The organism is Pseudoalteromonas sp. SS15, from assembly GCF_049257195.1.
GTDB lineage: Bacteria > Pseudomonadota > Gammaproteobacteria > Enterobacterales > Alteromonadaceae > Pseudoalteromonas.
In genome coordinates, this window is sequence record NZ_JBMMUD010000001.1 from 460,153 (window position 1) to 478,050 (window position 17,898).

General features: G+C 37.7%; 15 protein-coding genes and 1 pseudogene. 2 read left to right on the top strand and 14 right to left on the bottom strand.

Features of this window, described 5'->3' with window-relative positions:
• Nucleotides 1-19: 19 nt before the first annotated feature.
• The 3 genes from AAEU28_RS01985 to AAEU28_RS01995 all read right to left on the bottom strand — a co-directional run bounded on the left by AAEU28_RS01985 (nt 20) and on the right by AAEU28_RS01995 (nt 2,930).
• Nucleotides 20-847 (bottom strand): AraC family transcriptional regulator, encoded by an 828-nt coding sequence (locus AAEU28_RS01985; RefSeq protein ID WP_421962734.1) that lies wholly within the window; start codon nt 845-847, stop codon nt 20-22.
• Between the two features lie 606 nt (nt 848-1,453).
• Nucleotides 1,454-2,116: a DUF2987 domain-containing protein gene (locus tag AAEU28_RS01990; protein ID WP_421962735.1), complete on the bottom strand. Its 663-nt coding sequence runs from the start codon at nt 2,114-2,116 to the stop codon at nt 1,454-1,456.
• Entirely contained in the window at nt 2,106-2,930 is an 825-nt protein-coding gene (locus tag AAEU28_RS01995; RefSeq protein WP_421962736.1) for a glucosaminidase domain-containing protein, read from the bottom strand. The genes AAEU28_RS01990 and AAEU28_RS01995 overlap by 11 nt, the downstream gene beginning before the upstream one ends.
• A 232-nt stretch (nt 2,931-3,162) precedes the next feature.
• On the opposite strand from AAEU28_RS01995, the pseudogene AAEU28_RS02000 reads away from it, so the two are divergent.
• Nucleotides 3,163-3,495, top strand: a pseudogene (locus AAEU28_RS02000) (HD domain-containing protein); the annotation flags it as partial.
• 108 nt (nt 3,496-3,603) lie between these two features.
• Here the strand turns inward: AAEU28_RS02000 and yfbR are convergent.
• The 9 genes from yfbR to AAEU28_RS02045 all read right to left on the bottom strand — a co-directional run bounded on the left by yfbR (nt 3,604) and on the right by AAEU28_RS02045 (nt 16,579).
• On the bottom strand, nt 3,604-4,194 hold the full coding sequence (gene yfbR, locus AAEU28_RS02005) for a 5'-deoxynucleotidase (RefSeq protein WP_421962737.1): 591 nt from the start codon (nt 4,192-4,194) through the stop codon (nt 3,604-3,606).
• 109 nt (nt 4,195-4,303) lie between these two features.
• Entirely contained in the window at nt 4,304-4,945 is a 642-nt protein-coding gene (locus AAEU28_RS02010; RefSeq protein ID WP_421962738.1) for a hypothetical protein, read from the bottom strand.
• A gap of 199 nt (nt 4,946-5,144) precedes the next feature.
• Nucleotides 5,145-5,507 (bottom strand): hypothetical protein, encoded by a 363-nt coding sequence (locus AAEU28_RS02015; RefSeq protein ID WP_421962739.1) that lies wholly within the window; start codon nt 5,505-5,507, stop codon nt 5,145-5,147.
• A 228-nt stretch (nt 5,508-5,735) separates the two neighbouring features.
• Complete coding sequence (locus AAEU28_RS02020; protein WP_421962740.1) at nt 5,736-8,909, bottom strand: type III restriction-modification system endonuclease; 3,174 nt, start codon at nt 8,907-8,909, stop codon at nt 5,736-5,738.
• An 18-nt stretch (nt 8,910-8,927) separates the two neighbouring features.
• Nucleotides 8,928-10,745 (bottom strand): site-specific DNA-methyltransferase, encoded by a 1,818-nt coding sequence (locus AAEU28_RS02025; RefSeq protein WP_421962741.1) that lies wholly within the window; start codon nt 10,743-10,745, stop codon nt 8,928-8,930.
• A 13-nt stretch (nt 10,746-10,758) separates the two neighbouring features.
• Nucleotides 10,759-11,619, bottom strand: coding sequence for a hypothetical protein (locus tag AAEU28_RS02030; RefSeq protein ID WP_421962742.1), 861 nt, complete (start codon nt 11,617-11,619; stop codon nt 10,759-10,761).
• A gap of 5 nt (nt 11,620-11,624) precedes the next feature.
• Nucleotides 11,625-12,425, bottom strand: a complete 801-nt coding sequence (locus AAEU28_RS02035) for a DUF4391 domain-containing protein (protein WP_421962743.1) — start codon at nt 12,423-12,425, stop codon at nt 11,625-11,627.
• 10 nt (nt 12,426-12,435) lie between these two features.
• Nucleotides 12,436-15,711, bottom strand: a complete 3,276-nt coding sequence (locus AAEU28_RS02040; protein ID WP_421962744.1) for a helicase-related protein — start codon at nt 15,709-15,711, stop codon at nt 12,436-12,438.
• Nucleotide 15,712: 1 nt separating this feature from the next.
• On the bottom strand, nt 15,713-16,579 hold the full coding sequence (locus tag AAEU28_RS02045; protein WP_421962745.1) for a WYL domain-containing protein: 867 nt from the start codon (nt 16,577-16,579) through the stop codon (nt 15,713-15,715).
• A gap of 128 nt (nt 16,580-16,707) precedes the next feature.
• Here AAEU28_RS02045 and AAEU28_RS02050 point away from each other — a divergent pair, with 128 nt between their 5' ends.
• Complete coding sequence (locus tag AAEU28_RS02050; RefSeq protein ID WP_421962746.1) at nt 16,708-16,962, top strand: hypothetical protein; 255 nt, start codon at nt 16,708-16,710, stop codon at nt 16,960-16,962.
• A 52-nt stretch (nt 16,963-17,014) separates the two neighbouring features.
• Here the strand turns inward: AAEU28_RS02050 and AAEU28_RS02055 are convergent, their stop codons facing one another.
• Together AAEU28_RS02055 and AAEU28_RS02060 are read right to left on the bottom strand one after the other, a co-directional pair.
• Nucleotides 17,015-17,317 carry a hypothetical protein gene (locus tag AAEU28_RS02055; protein WP_421962747.1) on the bottom strand — a complete coding sequence of 101 codons (303 nt, stop codon included), beginning with the start codon at nt 17,315-17,317 and terminating at the stop codon, nt 17,015-17,017.
• Between the two features lie 56 nt (nt 17,318-17,373).
• Nucleotides 17,374-17,898 carry a hypothetical protein gene (locus tag AAEU28_RS02060; RefSeq protein ID WP_421962748.1) on the bottom strand — a complete coding sequence of 175 codons (525 nt, stop codon included), beginning with the start codon at nt 17,896-17,898 and terminating at the stop codon, nt 17,374-17,376.

The window sequence follows — 17,898 nt, forward strand, 5'->3', positions numbered from 1 at the left end:
TTTTGAGGATTGGTATTATCTAGGCTACTACTGATGTGAGTTGAAACTGTTTAGGCGTTGTGCCCAATGCTTTTTTGAAATGGCGGTTGAAATGACTTTGGTCGTGAAAACCACAGCCGATAGCGGTATCTAAAATAGATGCACCAGCTCGAAGCATCTTCTTTGCTTTGATAAGCCTGGCTTGAATTTGATAGGCATGGGGCGTAATACCAAATGCCTGGCTGAATTGGCGCACAAAGTGAAATTTACTACAGCCTACTACATTCGCTAGCTGCTCTAACGAGACGTTAACTTGGGTATATTCGTCTAAAAACTCTCTTGCGAGTTTGAGTTTTTGCACATCAACACTGGCTGCTTTTACCGCTTCGACATGACGGCCATAGCCAGACGCCAATTGTGCCAACGTGCTGTATAACAGCGTTTCAATAAGTAATTTAGACGCCCCATTTTCAATCTGTTCGAATACACACCTTAGCTGGGCCGCTATTCGAGCATCTTCAATCACAGAGTCTTTAAAATAAGGTGTGAGGCTTTGATTATTTACTAAATCTTTAGAGATTTGATTAAAGTGCTCAACAGTCGGATAAAGGGCTTTATATTTCCAGCCACCCGCCGTTGCCGTTTCGCCTGTGTGAACATCATCGGCATTAACTAGAATAATGCTATTTTCAGCCGCAACATGATTTGCGCCACTGCGGTAAAAACGCTGTGCCCCCTGCTCAATCAAGCCAATGGTATAGCCTTCATGGACGTGCTTAGAAAAAGTTTGTCGCTCGTATTGTGCATCGACCACTTCAAGGCCGTTTAATACATCGGCGTAGTGATATTTTGCCTGCTCTTTTGCCAACCGATTTGCCTCTAAATAATGGTATTTCTTTTATAACACTATTTAAGCAATCTGTTTTGTACAAAATTGCTGTTTCAATGTCCTATTTTATAAACCACAGCTCGCTAGCACCGACTTTATGTCGGGTTAAAAGCTGTAAATCCACAAAGAAGCATCAACCCTCTTCACAAATTCTAAAACCTCGGTAGCACCGACTTTATGCCGGGTCAAAAGCCGCAAACCCACAAAGAAGTATCAAGCCTCTTCACAAATTCTAAAACCTCGGTAGCACCGACATTATGTCGGGTCAAAATCCGCAAACCCACAAAGAAGTATCAAGCCTCTTCACAAATTCTAAAACCTCGGTAGCACCGACATTCTGTCGGGTCAAAATCCGCAAACCCACAAAGAAGTATCAAGCCTCTTCAAAAATTCTAAAACCTCGGTAGCACCGACATTATGTCGGGTCAAAATCCGCAAACCCACAAAGAAGCATCAAGCCGCTTCAAAATTTCTAACCCCCCGGTAGCACCGACTTTATGTCGGGTTAAACCCCATAAAAAAAGTGCTGAGTTCATAACTCAGCACTTTCTCAATGTCGATAAAACAAACCGTTAATTTAAACGCTTATTTCTCTATCCAAGGTGTGATTAATACAGGCTTTGCACTCATAGAATCACTGGTAAATTTAAAATCATCGCCTTCCCAGCTGTCTTCCACAGTGAATTTACACACGTTATTCGCGCAACTGACACCGGGCTGATTGAAAGCAACCTGATTATCAAACTTCACCGAGATCCCTTTTTGCGATGGCAATAAAAAGCTCATTAACTTACTTACAAAGAAGCCAGATAAGTCCGATAACAGTTCATCAAACTCATGATGAAGCTGATAAATGTCAGCTTTGGTTAAATTTTCTAAACCAAAGTGTTCAGCTTCAATCTGAAACTTTAGCTGACAATCATGCTTTGGGTTTTGTGGTTCGATGACCAATACCGCTTTATCTTTGTCTAGCTTGTCGTCGTAAGGGAGTAGTAATTGCGCGTCTTCAGTGTAAGTTAAAGGCGTTTCACTGTTCTCGGTCACAATTTTACCTTTGGCAATTTTGCACGGCTCAAGGGTGGCAATATCAACAATGTAAAAATTAACGCGGGCAAACTCGAACTCACCTTTTTCGATCACCTTCAAACGGTCGTGAAAGCCATCGTAAGACACCACGAAGTTATCGGCCATAGCTGGTTGAGCAAACCCAATAGCCGCTAACGCGAGCGCAAAAAATTTATTCTTCATTAAAATAAGCCTTGTTATGACGGATCATGTCATTCAGTTCTTCAATATACGCATCGCCACGCTCAGAGTAAGAAAGTAGGCCTTCAGTAAGCTCTGTGGCTTCGATAGGCTTTTTCTCAGCGCGTAATTGTGCTCGCTTAGCTCTTAGCTCGGTATACGCATTATGGGTGTTTAAATTTCTAAAATACGATTTAACACTGGCTCTCACAGACTTAAACGCTGCAACTTCATGGGCTGCTTCGTCTGCACGTCTTTTAGGAACCAAACCGCAGCCCTTCTTGTAACACCACTGCCCAAAAAAGTTAAGGCCAATTCGCGCAAACCTTGATGTACCCCAAGCTGATTCATTGGCTGCCTGCATTAGCGCCAATTCTTTTGGAATGATATCAACATGTACCAAAGCAGTTTGTAAGCTTTCGACTGTATAGTCGGCATCACCCAAACGGTAATAAGCAAAAATATCGTCTAACTTTTTAATTTGTGTTGGGGTCAACTCTTCTTCAAACTGCAACATCATTAATGCAATCTCAATCGACGCACGTTGCTGCAAGATGGTTTGGTTTTCTTTTACTACATGAGGTTTAATGAAATCAAAGAACGCCTTCTTCTTGGCTCTCACATCTTTGATATTTGCAAAGTCTGGTAACTCTACATCATGAAGTGGTTTTTCTACTTCCACTTTTTTTACTGGTAGCTGTTCTTGAGTAGGCGCTTCAACCACCTCTTCAACCACTTCTTCAGGTTGAATGAATGGATAAATCAAACCATATATCGCTACCACTGCAATAACCAGTTTAAGTAAATTTCTTAGCATTTTTTCTCCGATAAAACAGCACATTCCCCGCTTCCATGAATGGGTTGTTACCTGCTATACATCACACTTTATGCGTTGCGAAAAGCAATTGTAACCTGCACTATGTATACTATTAATGAACTCAAAAGCGCGTAATTATATATAAATTCGCCAAAAAACGCGAATGACCCCAAAATACGCTGAGATTATGTCATTATTTTGATACACAAGAATGAGGAATATTCGAGGATTTATGGACTTGATTTGGCAGCAAAGACGATGTGAACAACGTAAAAATAGACCCAACGATAACCGCTCAGCTTTTCAAGTTGACCGCTCTCGTATTATTCATGCAGCCGCTTTTAGGCGACTACAAGCCAAGACTCAGATCATGTCAATTGGCGTTAACGACTTTTACCGTACACGACTAACCCACTCGCTCGAAGTTGCACAAATTGGTACCGGCTTATTACGCCACTTACAAAATAGCCATCCCGATTTTTCACTGTTTCCAAGCACAAGCTTAATTGAAACCTTATGTTTAGCGCATGATATCGGCCACCCGCCATTTGGAACCAGACACGGGATTTCGTATGTGTAGACATTCAATTGTTATAGACTTCATATAATACAAGGATTCATACATATACAAGCGTTAGAATACACATACGGTTTTTCACATACGCTTTTCTTGCTAATTAGAAAGCTCATCTAAACTTGCAAGACAGCCTTGTTCAAAAAATTCCATAAATAATTCAACCTCAGGCATGTCCTTTTTGTAGTCTTCGATTTTCAAACCTAACCTTTCTTTCACAGTAGTGAACTCTGGGTTTTGAAACTTCATTTCGTCGCAGGCCTTAAAATAAGCTGTTATCACATCTGCGGCTTTGACGAGTTTCTTATATTCTTTATCTACTTTTCTTTGAACAAGAAGCTCTTCAAATAGAGGTTGAAGCTTTTCTGGTAAAGATTTTAAACACTCTACTTCAGCAAGTTCTTCTATCTTTTTAAATTCTTCTGTTAATGCTGGTGACGAATACTTAGTTACGTGATTTATATCCTGTAGTTTAGTTTCTGAAACCTCATGATATAGCGCGATTGTTGCTGCTGTTTCAGGGTTTAACTTTCCACCACAATAAACATTCTTAACAGTCGCAAGTAGATGCGCTATTACAGCCACTTGGTGACTATGTTCGGCAACATTCTCTTCTTTAACAAGATGCATTGGAGACCAGCGCTTAATTAGATTCATTCTTAGAATCCAAGCAAGGAATGAGCTTTTCATATCAAAACGTCCTTAAATTTAAAATCCGTTATGTATTAATTTACGGTAACCACGTATAACTATAAACGTTTTTCTTTACTAATTTTTATACTTCAATTTATATAGAAATTTAAAGATGTTGTCCTAACAAACTTTCCTCTACAAATGGTTTAGCTGCCAGGTAAACTTCCCATTCATCACTTGATGTTAGTAGATTCAGTAAGCCATCTTGTATAACTTCGTCTAGAGGGAAGAACTTCTTTTTTATATCTAATTTAAAGGTTTCTTCAAGTATTTCCCTGAATTCAAGAATGTTCATATTAGAAGCGTTCAATAGCTCTCTCAGCGTTTGTGAAGGGTCATAATAGGCTTCCTCAATTTCTTGAAATAGAGCATTCAACCTTAAGCGGTTAAATCCTTCACTATCATCTATTGGCAAAAGATCAAGAAAATCTAATCTGGAATTTACGAAATGCTTTTCGCTTAAGATATATTCAAATTGTTGTCTTTTACCTGAAACCTCTATAAGTGTAGTAATCACAACACTTTTACAAACCTTTGAAGACTGCGAAATATAAGAAATCGTTTCGTTTCGATACGCCCATGATATTTCATTTATAATATGTACTAATTCTTCAAATCTTTCTAAATCACAGCGAAACAAAGGCGACGAAATTGTTCCGCTGGTAACAAATAGATCATTAAACATTTCTGTGAAGTTAATAATTTCATCAACAGAAGACGGCTTTGCACCACAAAATGGACAATTCATAATAGTCTCCATCAGAAAAGGCCCACACTTACGCTTTCCTGAATCAAATATTACAAATTTTGCGGGCGCATCGGCTTTGTCGTTTTATTGTAGGCACAGGCTTCCCGGTAAGCCTCTAAATTTCATGTTAACTAATTTGCTTTAATCTATGAAGCGTTAAGGGTAAATATTTATTTGAAAAGCACTGGCCTAGAGAGTTTTATGAGTTACTCACTAATAGTTGCAATTCATCTGATGGTAAATTCAAAATACACGCGAGAACATCAATTCTCTCAAAAGGCTTTAAATACTCTATTGAATCAAAAGCTGTATTTATCCGAATCCATTGCCTTTGAAGAGAAATTAATGCAGCATCGGAGCCGTCGAACTCTAGTAGTTGCAGAATATCAGAAGGAGCAGTACCAGTTTCCAAACTAACTTTTAAGTGCTTAAGAGACTTATGATCATAAAAATCAATTGCTATGGAGCGTTGAGCTTGATTTAATTTACAACCCGTAAAGTTACTTAAACGTCTTGCCTGTTGCTTAAGTATTTTTTCATATTTTGACTTTTCTTCAGGCACTACTAACCCTCAAAGTACTGAAGAATCCACAACAATCTCAATACTCAAGAATTAATTAGCAATATAAGATGGGCCGAAGCTTTGTTTTTGTGGTCACGGGCCGCCATCTCGGCCATTAATCACGATTGTTTTTAGAAAATCTACTAGTTAGTAAAGAACAGAGTAAAGTCCTATTGTTATACCTAAATTGGATGTAGACAAGACTGCACTTGCCTACATTATGGCAAATTAAAAGTGCGTCGAGAAAGTATCAAAATTGTCGGCCTTTACAAACTTGGCTGGGTTTTCTAACTCTTTATTATTAAGATCTTTTCTTAATGCTTTAAAGTGTTCGATACCACAGTTAATTTTGGCTTGTTCTGATGCTCTAATATCATCAGAGAATATGCTAGATTTTGTTTCTACAACGAAATAAAGCTGTTCACCTTGACCATCATATTTATCAATTAACACAGCCCAATCAGGATTATAACTGCCTAGTGGAGTATCTATTTTGAACCAAGCTGGTAGTTTGGCATATAGTTTAACGTCTTCAAGGCTTTCGAGCTTTTCGGCAAAGGCTTTTTCAGTATCAGAGTCACATACTACATAGTCATAAACTGATTTTTCAGCTTCAACCATATCCTTTAAGTAGCCTGTTAGCTCTTCCTCTTGAAATAGCTCTTGTGCATAGTATTCATCATCACCAATACGCTGATAACTAATGCCATCAACAATCGCTAGACGCATTTGTTTTTTAATAACTTCACCAGCTAATTCAATGAATTTTTGCGGATTGTTTTTAAATGCTTCTAGTTTGTCCTCAATACCAATCAATATATCAATAATTGTTTGACGAGTTAGGTTTGATTGCTCTGCTAAATAGGTCACAATATCAGGCAATTTGAAGTTTCGGTTACGGTAATACTGAATCTTAGTTTTCTCATCGTAAGTCTCTAATTCAGCTTCAGTAACAGCTACTTTAACTTTTTTATATTCAAATTTAGCGCTGGCTACAGCAACGCTCGCTCTGATCTCTTTAATACAATTATCAATTAATAAGCCCTGATCAAACTTAACTCGATAAGTGGTCTTGTATTTAATCTTATCCCACAAAGCTTTGAAGTCAGTACCCAATACAACTTGCTTACCTTCATGGTCTTCAGCAAGCTTGGCTGTTTTCTTTTCTTCATGCTTTTTAATGCTTAGGCCTTTTGCTACTTTCTTTAACGTAGCAATAATCTCTTCGGAGTGCGTTTTAACCGACTCAGGTAAATTCACATTACCCGTTTCAATATCAACTTTTAAAGCATTCTGTATTTTGCCTTTCGTATCTATGTATCCATGGTCAAGCAGATGTTTATAAATCTCTTCAGATTGCTGAGCACCCAAGAATACTTTTTCATCACCTTCACCAGAAACTACAATATTGGCAAATTGGTGAGACTCTACTGCGCCAAACTTAATGCCTTCTTCAGCTTCAATTTCTTTTTGCAGATCAGAGACAAACTTCTCATATGACTCATTGGCCATAACAGTCAAAGTATTTACCTCAAAACCATAAGGCACGCGCTCACCTGACTGGTCTACAGCTAAACGTAAACCACGACCAATTTCTTGACGTTTTTTCATTACGGACGCTGTTTCGTTCAACGTACAAATTTGAAATACGTTAGGGTTATCCCAGCCCTCTTTTAACGCAGAGTGTGAAAATATAAATCGTAGCTTTCTATCAAGTGATAGAAGCTTTTCTTTATCTTTCATAATTAAGTTGTAGGCTGATTCGTCAGCAGCTGTCTTACCACCTTCACCTTTAGCTGATAGCTTTGACTCCGCAAATAGAGGATTACCAGATGCATCTTTCTTTTTATCTTGTGCAAAGTACCCCTCATGTACTTCTTTGGTTAACTCTTCTAATGCTTGCTCATTAACTACATAACGTTGTCCGTCATGATCCCAAATTTCAGGATATAAAATACGGTATTTAGGCTTGCGAACTAACTTTGCAAACTCTTCCTCAAACCACACAGCAAACTTACCAGCAACAGGAACACCTCCCTCGGCGTAACCTCTATAATTCGCTACTTTATCAATAAAGAATAGGCTTAAAACTTTAATTCCTTTTTCACTTAATACTTGCTTATGTTGCTCTTCGTCATAACCAGTAGTTACTTTGCGATAAAACTTTAATTCCTTCTCTAGGTGCTCTTCAATGGTTTTGGCCACTTGAATCCGTTTAAAAGCGTCTTGATCGACTTCTCCAATAGCCTGACCAACATAAATAATATGTTCGCCATTATTGATATCGATGTAAGAGTTTCCTTCCTCACAATAAATTTCATCAATAACTAAGCCTTCATAAACACTGCGAGCACCAGAAAGTTGGAATAAATCATTCACATTCCCATCTTTAATGGTGATTTGTTTTGCTGGCTGCAACTTACCTTGTTTTGTTTGGGCATCAATTTCAATTTTTGCTGAAATTGGTGATTTCTTATTGTCTACACTAATGAGCTTGATATAAGCCTGGTTGTGGCCATCTTTAACATCAAGAGAAGCAACCTCTATTTGCTTAACCAATTTACGATCGTAAGCATCAATAGAATCAAGCTTGTAAAGCATGTTATGCGTTTCTGTTAGTGTTGCTGAATAACGGAAAGTACATAATGGGTTCAGGCTTGCAATTGCTTTTTTACGGTTAGCTGTTGATGCTACTGATTGGGGTTCATCAATTAACACAACTGGATTAGTTGCTTTAATAAACTCAATTGGCTTCATACCGTTTAGGCGATCATCAGTACGGTGAATTAAGTTAGCCTTGGTTTCTTTACTTGGATCAGTAAACGACTTACTAAATGCATCAATGTTAATAACCATAATTTGAATATAATCATTAGTGGCAAAGTTACGCACTTGCTCACGCTTTGATGAATCATAAACAAAGTAGTCATACTGCACGTTTTTATAATCTTTTCTAAAGTGTTCTTCAGTGATTTGCAACGACTTATAAACACCTTCTTTAATGGCAACCGAAGGTACAACGATAATGAATTTAGTTAAACCATAACGCTGGTTAAGTTCAAATACACTTCTAAGGTACACATAGGTTTTACCTGTACCCGTTTCCATTTCTATAGAGAAATCTAGGCTTGGTAAGGCTTCTTTGTTGCTTTCCGTTTGTGGTAAACCATTTAACAACTGAACATGACGAGTATTGTGGTAGATCTCTTCGGGTAACAACGTTAGAGCATTAGCGTGGCCGATGTCATTATTTTGTGCAAAAAAATCCATTTGCTCGTTAAAGAACGCATTTTCAGCAACGGTGAAATTTGATTTAAATGACTCTTGGCCTTCGAATACACCAACTACAGCATTAATTGCTTCTTGTTGATGTGATAAGTCTGATTTAAATTGAATCTTCATCTGGGCTCCTAATCAGACTTAAATGCTTTTAACATCTTCTACACCACGCTGTTTGAGGATTAGGATTGCATTGGTTTTCACATTATTGTCGTTACCAAACCCCTCATCTTTAAAAACAACCTGAGTGCTTTCCGGCTCTAATTCATCTATTAACTTAATAATACCTTCAACCAGAGATTCTGTAATATTATCATCCAAACAAACAATAAGGGCACCTGCTCCCACGACAAAAACAAGTTTATTTTCTATAGTGTGCTCTTCGATTAGTACTGTTAGTTCGATACCATATTTAAGTAAAATTTCGTAAAGTACATCTTTCGCTGTTCTGCTTGGCTTTATTGATTGGGCAGCCAGTTGAAGAGCTGGTTCAAGCTCTTCAAAATCAGGGGACCATTGATTTATATTTGTTTCATCTAAAAAAAATGTATTAACGTTAGGTAAACCATATTTCGCTTCAACACGATTAATTCTTTCTAATGTGAAATCCGATATTTTTTCATAATCTTTCTTCTTAGTAGGCTCCGGTAACTGAACCAATATAAACTTTCTGCTTCCATTATCTTCAGCATTTTTTTCTATAACAGCGTGAGCCGTAGTTCCACTGCCTGCAAAGAAATCTATGACTAAAGACTCTCTATCCGAGGCAATATCTAGTATTCTCCTAATAAGACTTGAAGGTTTAGGAGTATCGAAAATGTCTTTAGTATCTGGGAAAAGCTTTTTAAGCTCTTGCTTAGCTGATTGATTGTGGCCAACATCGGTATAAGGCCAAATTGTCAATGCTGTTGTTCCATTTTTAACTTCAGATAGGAAACGTTTTATACGCGGTGTGTTATTTCCATCTTCCCCAAACCAAATCCTTTTATCCGCTACCATTTCTTCAAATTTAGATTTAGAAACACGCCAACAAGCCGAAGCTGGGGGATTAACAATGCGCCCCGAAGGTGTGATAATTTCATAATCATTCGCTTCTGAGTATGTTTTTACCGACAAATTATCTGACATCCAGTTTCCACGAGGATCATTATCTGGGTTTTTATATCTAGCTAAAGCTTCTTCGCTACGAGGTAGCAGGTTCGGCCTCCAGATAGATTTGTTTTTTGCATAGCATAAGATAAAGTCGTGGTTATCAGACAGCCATTTGGCATCGTTAGCCGGTGAATACTTTTTCTGCCAGATTATATTATTAACAAAGTTTTCTTCCCCAAAAATTTCGTCACAAAGAGCTTTTAAATTGGCGTGTTCATTATCATCAATAGAGATAAATATAGCTCCATCATCGGCTAAAAGGTTTCTTGCAACTTTTAGCCTTGGATACATCATAGTTAACCAGTCACTATGGTATCTTCCAGAAGATTCAGAATTTGTTGAAAGTCTATTACCTGAGCTATCGATTTGACCAGTGCTTCTAAGGTAGTTTTGTATACTATCTCTATAGTTGTCAGAATAAACAAAATCTTTTCCCGTATTATATGGGGGGTCGATATAAATTACTTTTGCCTTCTTGTGGTAACTTTTTTGAAGTAGCTTTAAAACTTCTAAATTATCGCCTTCAACAAACAAATTCTCTGAGCTCTGATTCAACTTTTTGGGTCGCAATGTAGCTAATGAAGGAGCAATTGCATTTCTTATCGCTGTTTTTTTCCCATGCCAGTTTAGGCCAAACGTTTCTGAGTGATCATTCAAATCACTCACTCCAAATAACTCTTTGACTACAGATAGATTTAATGAACCATCACAAACTAACTCTGGGAACACTTCTTTAAGTCGGCGTAAGTTCTCATTCACAACCGCGCCCTCTTTCAAGCCTATGCTTTCTTTCGTTATTTTTTCCATTGTATTCTCTTCATTACAAGACGCCTATCTGCGTCATAATATTTTTTAAACTGTCTATGTTTTCAATAGTTTTCTGTTTGTATCGAATTCCGGGGCTACGGCGATGTGAATCATCTGAGTATACGATTTGATCAACAATTTTATATTTGATATTGCCTCCAATCTCGTTTGGTGACCAAACAATAATTGCTAGATCTAATCTGGCTTGTTGCGACAATAGATCAAAAACTTTCCAACGTTGTTCATCACCTTTTCGATACTGGGTACGTGTAAAATATTTGTTATTGCAGTGGTTAGCCACAGATGCTTTCTTTGTAGTTTGAAACTCTACTAGCAACCTAGGGTTCTTACTATTTCTCGTTATAAACAAGGCATCTAAATTACCCATCCAAGGGATACCACAAACATCTCTAAAATATCTATCTATTTCTGGGAGTTGATCCTCTTCATATGCGCTACTCATGTTGAGGTCACGTAGAGCCATTGAATCTTGAATAAAGCGACAAAAGTTATTGTATTCTCTCATTAATTCAACACCTTGAGAATAAACTCTATAGACTTTAATCAAATTCAGCTCGTAAGAATAAAAAACATACCTATAATGAACGTCAAGCATCTTTGCGAATTTCAACTTAGATTCTAAATGAGGCTCCACATTTCTTATAAGCTCGAAAACTTGCAGATCAGTAAAATTTAAAAACTCATGATTTAAAAAAAGGCGTCTATCAAATAAACCTGTACAGCGTGAATCTTTAATTGTATACCCTTCAAATTCGACAATTTCCAATCCCGAAGCCAGTAATTGCTGCTTAACCCAGTTATTCTGGTCATTCCGCTCTGTTGTTTCGTAGACCAGCCAATCAAAACTTTCCATGTATTTTATTCTCCTGAATCATAACATTTTAATTTATTTTCAATTAGTAAGTTTTTTAATTTCGACATTTCCAACTTGATTTTTCTTGAGCGCATATTTAGTTCAACTCTATTGTTCATTAGGCTTTCTTGTCTTATTTTGTTTCTTAATACTCCAAGTTCATTTTCCAAAGCAGTCAATTGATACAATATGTTTGTGACTTCAAAGCTATCATGCAGCCGCTGATTCTCGTCATATGTCCCCGTAAACTTAGCTGACTCTAAACGGTTAAACCGATTAATAAAATCAACGTACAAATCATATAGGCTTACGGTTGAACAGCTCATTAGAGAAAAGTGAGCTAAGAACTTTGTCTGAATGTCATCGGTTGGAGGTGTGATCCAACCGGAATCAAATTGGTTTTCAATAGTAAGCTTGTGACTGTCTGCCTGATTGATTCGCTTATCTGCTGTACTAAGTGCTAATGACTCTTCAAATTCAACAAGTAGCATCGTTGGATATGGGATCACACTATGCAGTAACTTACATAGTTGCTTTGTTTTACTTAGGCTTTTTACCCTCACTAGTAAAATGGCAATCTCTAGATATTCTCTAACTCCGTCATTGTATGTTGGAATATTTATTGTTTCTGGCTTTAATGTGTAAGCCCAGTCAATCGATTTGAGTACATCTTTTACGATGGCCTTGTCGGCACTGGTTAGGTCAGTATTATCGGTCAGTGTTTTCTTAGGCACTTTAACCCCAAGCTTTGTCTCGCTTGGAAAGTTAAAGTTACTTATAAAATTGGTAAGTAGTGTGTTGTGCATTATTGCTTCCTTATAACACCACTAAGTAACTGATAACTTCAAAGTCATTAACTTGTTGAGAAGACGATGAAGTTAACGTTGTACCACCACGACTAAATAAGCTTGCTGCACCTTTTTCTTCGCTTTTGCCCGCGATATCTTCTACCGCTACTGCCAATAAGTTTTGGTAGTGTTGCATTTGAGTATTGCTTTGCGTTTGCTGATCAAATGTAGCCTGAGCATTTTCAAAAGCTTGCCCGTCTTGGATTGCTGAAAACTTTTTAAGCAAATCAAGCATATGTTTGGCTTGGGTAAATGAGTATACGACTTCTTCATCATCTGATACGTATACAAGGTAATAAGGCGATAAGGCATAGCTATCATCAACTTGCACACTACCTGTTTTATCTTTAAGACAGAATATAGCTCCGGGAACTAGGTCTTCAGAAACATCTTTAAGCTCAATATGATTTGAATCGACTTTTATAGGTGCGTACAGCCCCGTTGGTGATTGCTCAAGCGATTCTAAATGACTCTTCATAAAGTCTGACAAGTCCATTCTAAAGTCATTTAGTGTGAGGTCTGTAATCGATACACCACCTGATATCTCTTCTAAATCAACCACCTGATTTTGTAGTTGCTCTAACTGTTTTCGGCGGTAATCAAGGTCATTCATTTCGCTAGCTGACTGATCTATGACGTTTTCTTCACCTGTAGCTGATATATCTAACAGCACCATTCGGCCACTTACACGAGCTTCGAGGTTAATGTACTCGTCTAACTCCATATTTGGCCAGAAGTTAACTAACTGTATTTTGTCATTTATTGAACCCAAGCGGTCTATACGACCAAAGCGTTGAATAATTCTTACCGGGTTCCAGTGAATGTCGTAGTTTATTAAATAATCGCAATCTTGGAGGTTCTGACCCTCAGATATACAGTCGGTTGCAATTAGAATGTCTATTTCCTGACTAAACTCTGGAAATATTTTTTCTCGCTCTTTTGAGCGAGGCGAAAAGTGAGTCAACATCGCATTTAGGTCGGCAGTTACTCGCTTACCAGTTGGATCTTTTAACGTTGTATCTGTTTTTTGCCCTGTAATGATTGCTGTTTTAATTGCATGCTCTGAATCTGCCCACTTAGCGATGTCTGCATATAGATACTCAGCCGTATCTGCGAAAGCAGTAAAGATAATGACCTTCTTGTTTTGGCCATTAATCGGGTTGTTCACTTTATCTAGAATGGTGCTTTTAAGCACGCTTAGCTTGGCATCTTTGATTGGGGTGATATTTTTAGCTTCAGACACTATCATTTGTAAAAAGGTTTTGTCGGCATCTAAATCTTGAGCGTAGCGAATAAGATCCATGTCTTGTAAACGCACTTTAGTTTTTTTTCCAACCATGTACGGCGCAAGTTCTGGGTTTTCTAATTCAAAATCGTGAATATCTTCAATCGGCGGGGCTACAAACTCTTCCGTTAAGTCGGAAACTATCTTTGGAGCTAGATGTTCGTTAAAGTGCTCGATTTGCGAGAGTATACTGGTTACTTGACCGAGTAGCTTACCCGCCGTTAGATGAAACGAGTAAATTGAGCTTTCCATACGTTTAAGTAGGTTTACTCGCATTAAATGAATTAGACTTTCTTCACGGTCTACTTGTTTAAATGTAGATGTGCCACCTTTAACCTTTTGGTCGTAGCGTCTTGCATATTCTTCTTGCTTATCGACTCTGACATATTTCATCGGTGAATAGCATGCGAGCGTTAATCGTCTGATAGTATCGTTTACTTCTTTTAACGGCGGAAATTCATTATTAAGATCGATATCAGATTTAACGTTCTTTGGCAGTAAGCGAGTTGGGAATTTACCAATGTCTGACGTGCCGTAATATTTTTCTATGTGCTTTCTTGAACGAGCAATAGTGTATATATCTAACAACTTAAAGTAGTCGAAATTTATCGTATCTAATAGGTCTTGAGCTGTACGTTCTTCAGGAGGTTGTTTTGACCACGTATTAAAATGTGTTTGCGCTTTTCTTAAGGTAGCCTCAATACTGTTAATTCCGAACTCACCAAGGGCTGTGTCGTTAGCTTCAGTGATAAACGCCACCTGATTTTTCATATCATTAAGGCGGTTGTTTACTGGCGTTGCCGAAAGCATTAGTACTTTGGTTTTAACACCCGCCTGAATAATGTCTTCAAGCAACCTTTGATATCTGTTTTTGCCTTCTTTTTTAGGGTTGTTATTGCGGAAGTTATGACTTTCATCTATTACAACGAGGTCATAGTTTCCCCAATTTAAAGTTTCTAGATTTATTGCTCCTGATTGGCCTTTTGTGCGGCTCATATCTGTGTGGTTTAACACATCATAATTGAACCTGTCATTTGCAAGTAGATTGCGCTTGTCGTTCTGGGTGTAAACTAGCCAGTTATCCCTTAATTTTTTAGGGCAAAGAACAAGCACCTTGTCGTTTCTCAACTCAAAGTATTTTATAACGGCAAGAGCTTCAAAGGTTTTACCTAGACCTACGCTGTCAGCAATAATGCAGCCGTTATATTTCGATAACTTATCAATCGCACCAAGAACACCATCTCTTTGAAATTTGTATAGCTTGTTCCAAACGAGGGTGTCTTTAAAGCCTGTTCTGGTGTTAATGATGCTTTCTTCTTGCAGCTCACCTATAAAGTCTTTAAATAAGTTGTAAAGCGTTACGAAATATATAAAGTTTGGGGTCTGATCTTTGGTTAGTTGTTCAAGTTGCTTTAATAATTCATTTTTTGCATCAGTTACCTGGCCCTGAGCATTCCAAACCATATTGAAATAAGATAATAAATCTTGAGATTGTGGGGCTGGTATCTTAGTGATCATGTCAAAACCAGTTGACTCAACTAATCCCATTCCCGCACCGTTGAACTGTGCGCCATCAATAGCAGTCAGCTCAGTGCTTTCGTTGGTGATAATGTGCTTACCTACGGCTCCGGGCAGTTTTACTAATTTAACTTGAGCTTTTTGCTGCAACCAATTACTGAACTCTTTTGCTATTGCCTTTTGGTTTAGCTGATTTCTAAATTTTGTTTCATGCTCACCACCCGTTAATACACCAAATGGACTAGCTACTTGGTCTAGCTTTCCGAAACCTTTAAATTGGGAAAATAAAATACGGGTTGATGAAAGATTAGATAATTCTGCTTTTAGCGCATCGAAAGCGTAAATAGAGAATAAGCCAGTCATAATTGAAAGCTTGTCATTAATACTTATGCTTTGAGAAACGATATCTTTAACTTTTGAGGTGGTGTTATCTATTAGCATTCTATTTTCCGTAACCTGGGGCGATAGCTAGATTTTCCGCACCGTATAATGTTTGTGTATTGCGCAAAAATAATTGGTATTCAGGGCCTGAAAGCCTACCGTTTTCAGAACAATCAACATTCCAGCGCCTCAATAAATAACCAGCCATAGCTGCTCTTACATTTACTTCTAGCATTCCGTCTTCCATGCCGAAATCCAGCTTAATAGCTGTTGGATGCTCGACATTATTTGGATGAGGAATGATTTGCAACGGCACCATGCGCATCCACTGATGATCTTCTAATTTACCTTCATCAGAATCAGGCGTCTGTGCCAAAATTGTTACTTTAGTAATGCGAGTCAATACAAAGTCCCTAAAGGATTTTGTTTTACGGTCAAAAGCTCTTAAATGCCAACGTAAGCCGTTATCTACAATTGAGTGAGGCACAAGTTCTCTTGCTCCAGAGCCACTGCTCAGAGACGTATAGATTACGTTAACAGGTTTGTTGTGAATTATTGCCTGAGACAATTTGGCAATTATGTCTATGTTGGGGACGTTTAAAGGGCTCGGCGACTCTATAGGAAATGACGTATCACCTATAGCATCAAATCCATCACTGATATTGTTTGCCAATTTAATTAAAGTACGTCGCGCGTCATGTTTAAACAGCGGCTTAAACTTCGTAGTTATGAAGTACTTTTTCTCTACGTTGTCGTACTCCATATTTTCAGGAGCTAAATCTTTGTAGAGCTTTATATCTCGAGTTGCAGCTGCCAGGCCTAATTCGAAATGACTCACTATTTCACTACGTGTCGCCATGCCAGTAAAATAGAGTTTAAAGTCGATATAAGCTAAGCGTTGCTTTTGCGCAAAGTTTAATTCGTCCATGCGATAAATTGATTTTATTGACAATTTTAATAATTATCGAAATAGTATGTATCATTTTGATTTGGACATCAAATAGAATTTATGCTTAACTTTTGCTTGAGATCATATTCATTTAAAAGTACAAAATAATGATGAATAGAGAACCGAAAAACTCACCTGATGCTCATGTTAAATTTGCTGAAATGGAACATTTAAAGTCTGAACATCATGCTATATATGAATCACTCATGAGGGCGTTTAAAAATGATGTTCGAGTGTGTAATTATTGGCTGACGAAACCCAAGCCTCCGTTGCAAGGCTGGTCACTGTTTGAGCAACTTTCAATTGATGCCTGTATAGTCATCGACATGTTGATAAGGATGAGAACAGGCGACGTTTCATGAAGCCGAATTATATAAACCGTGATTTAGATAACCAGTCATAGATCAACGTAAGTCAACAAATAGATTTTGATTCATTTAAAGTTAACTTTTTAAATAAATCGCTGCCAGGATAAAGCGTGAAAGCTCTCCCAGCCTCTACTAAATCACCTGAATGATATAATGCGATTATTACTTCCTTATACTCTGGAGCTAATTTTTCGATGGGAGTGTTGTCGGAGTTTCCCATCCCTGTGTAATAACCTAAGTGAAAAGACTCATTATTTACGGATATTAATAAGCTAGGACCGCCCTCCGAATCATTTACCCAGTCTTTAACTTTACCCATTATGTTTTTTTTGGAAAGGCTATTTTTCATTATTATTGTCCTAAAAGCATGTTAAGTTGAGAAGCAACCATCTGAACACGGCTTAATCAAGCCTTGATTTTTAACGTTCTTTTAACGTCTAGTGGTAATTCATCTAGCATCATCTGAAAAAGTACTTCACAGTTATTTTTTGTGAGATCATCGATTTCCTGGGTAGCCTTGCGAACTTCTTTAACAAGTTCAGTCTTTGACCTGTTTTGGAAGCCATTACTTTTTCGCTCAAGCTGACTAATTTTTGCCTTTTCAAGATCTCCATTTGCATCTTTAAAATGTTCTTGGAGAGCTTTCGAAAATGAATTTTGATTAAATAATGGCCCTGGTTCTCTATCAACCTCTCTGGCTACTTCTGCTCTATTGATTTCATATGTTTTTTTTGCTTTAAAATCTGAGTCTTTAAAGTGGCCCTTTATGTATCTCAACTTTTCTTTTTTAAGCTTGTCAATCGCTTGCACTGCTGCTAGATAAGTAGGGTGACTTGACTTTAGAAGAGTACTACTGCTTTCTGCTTGCTCAGTTTGGCTGCTATCTTCATCAATCCCGATGAACTCTTGGTAAAAGTCATTTTCCGACAT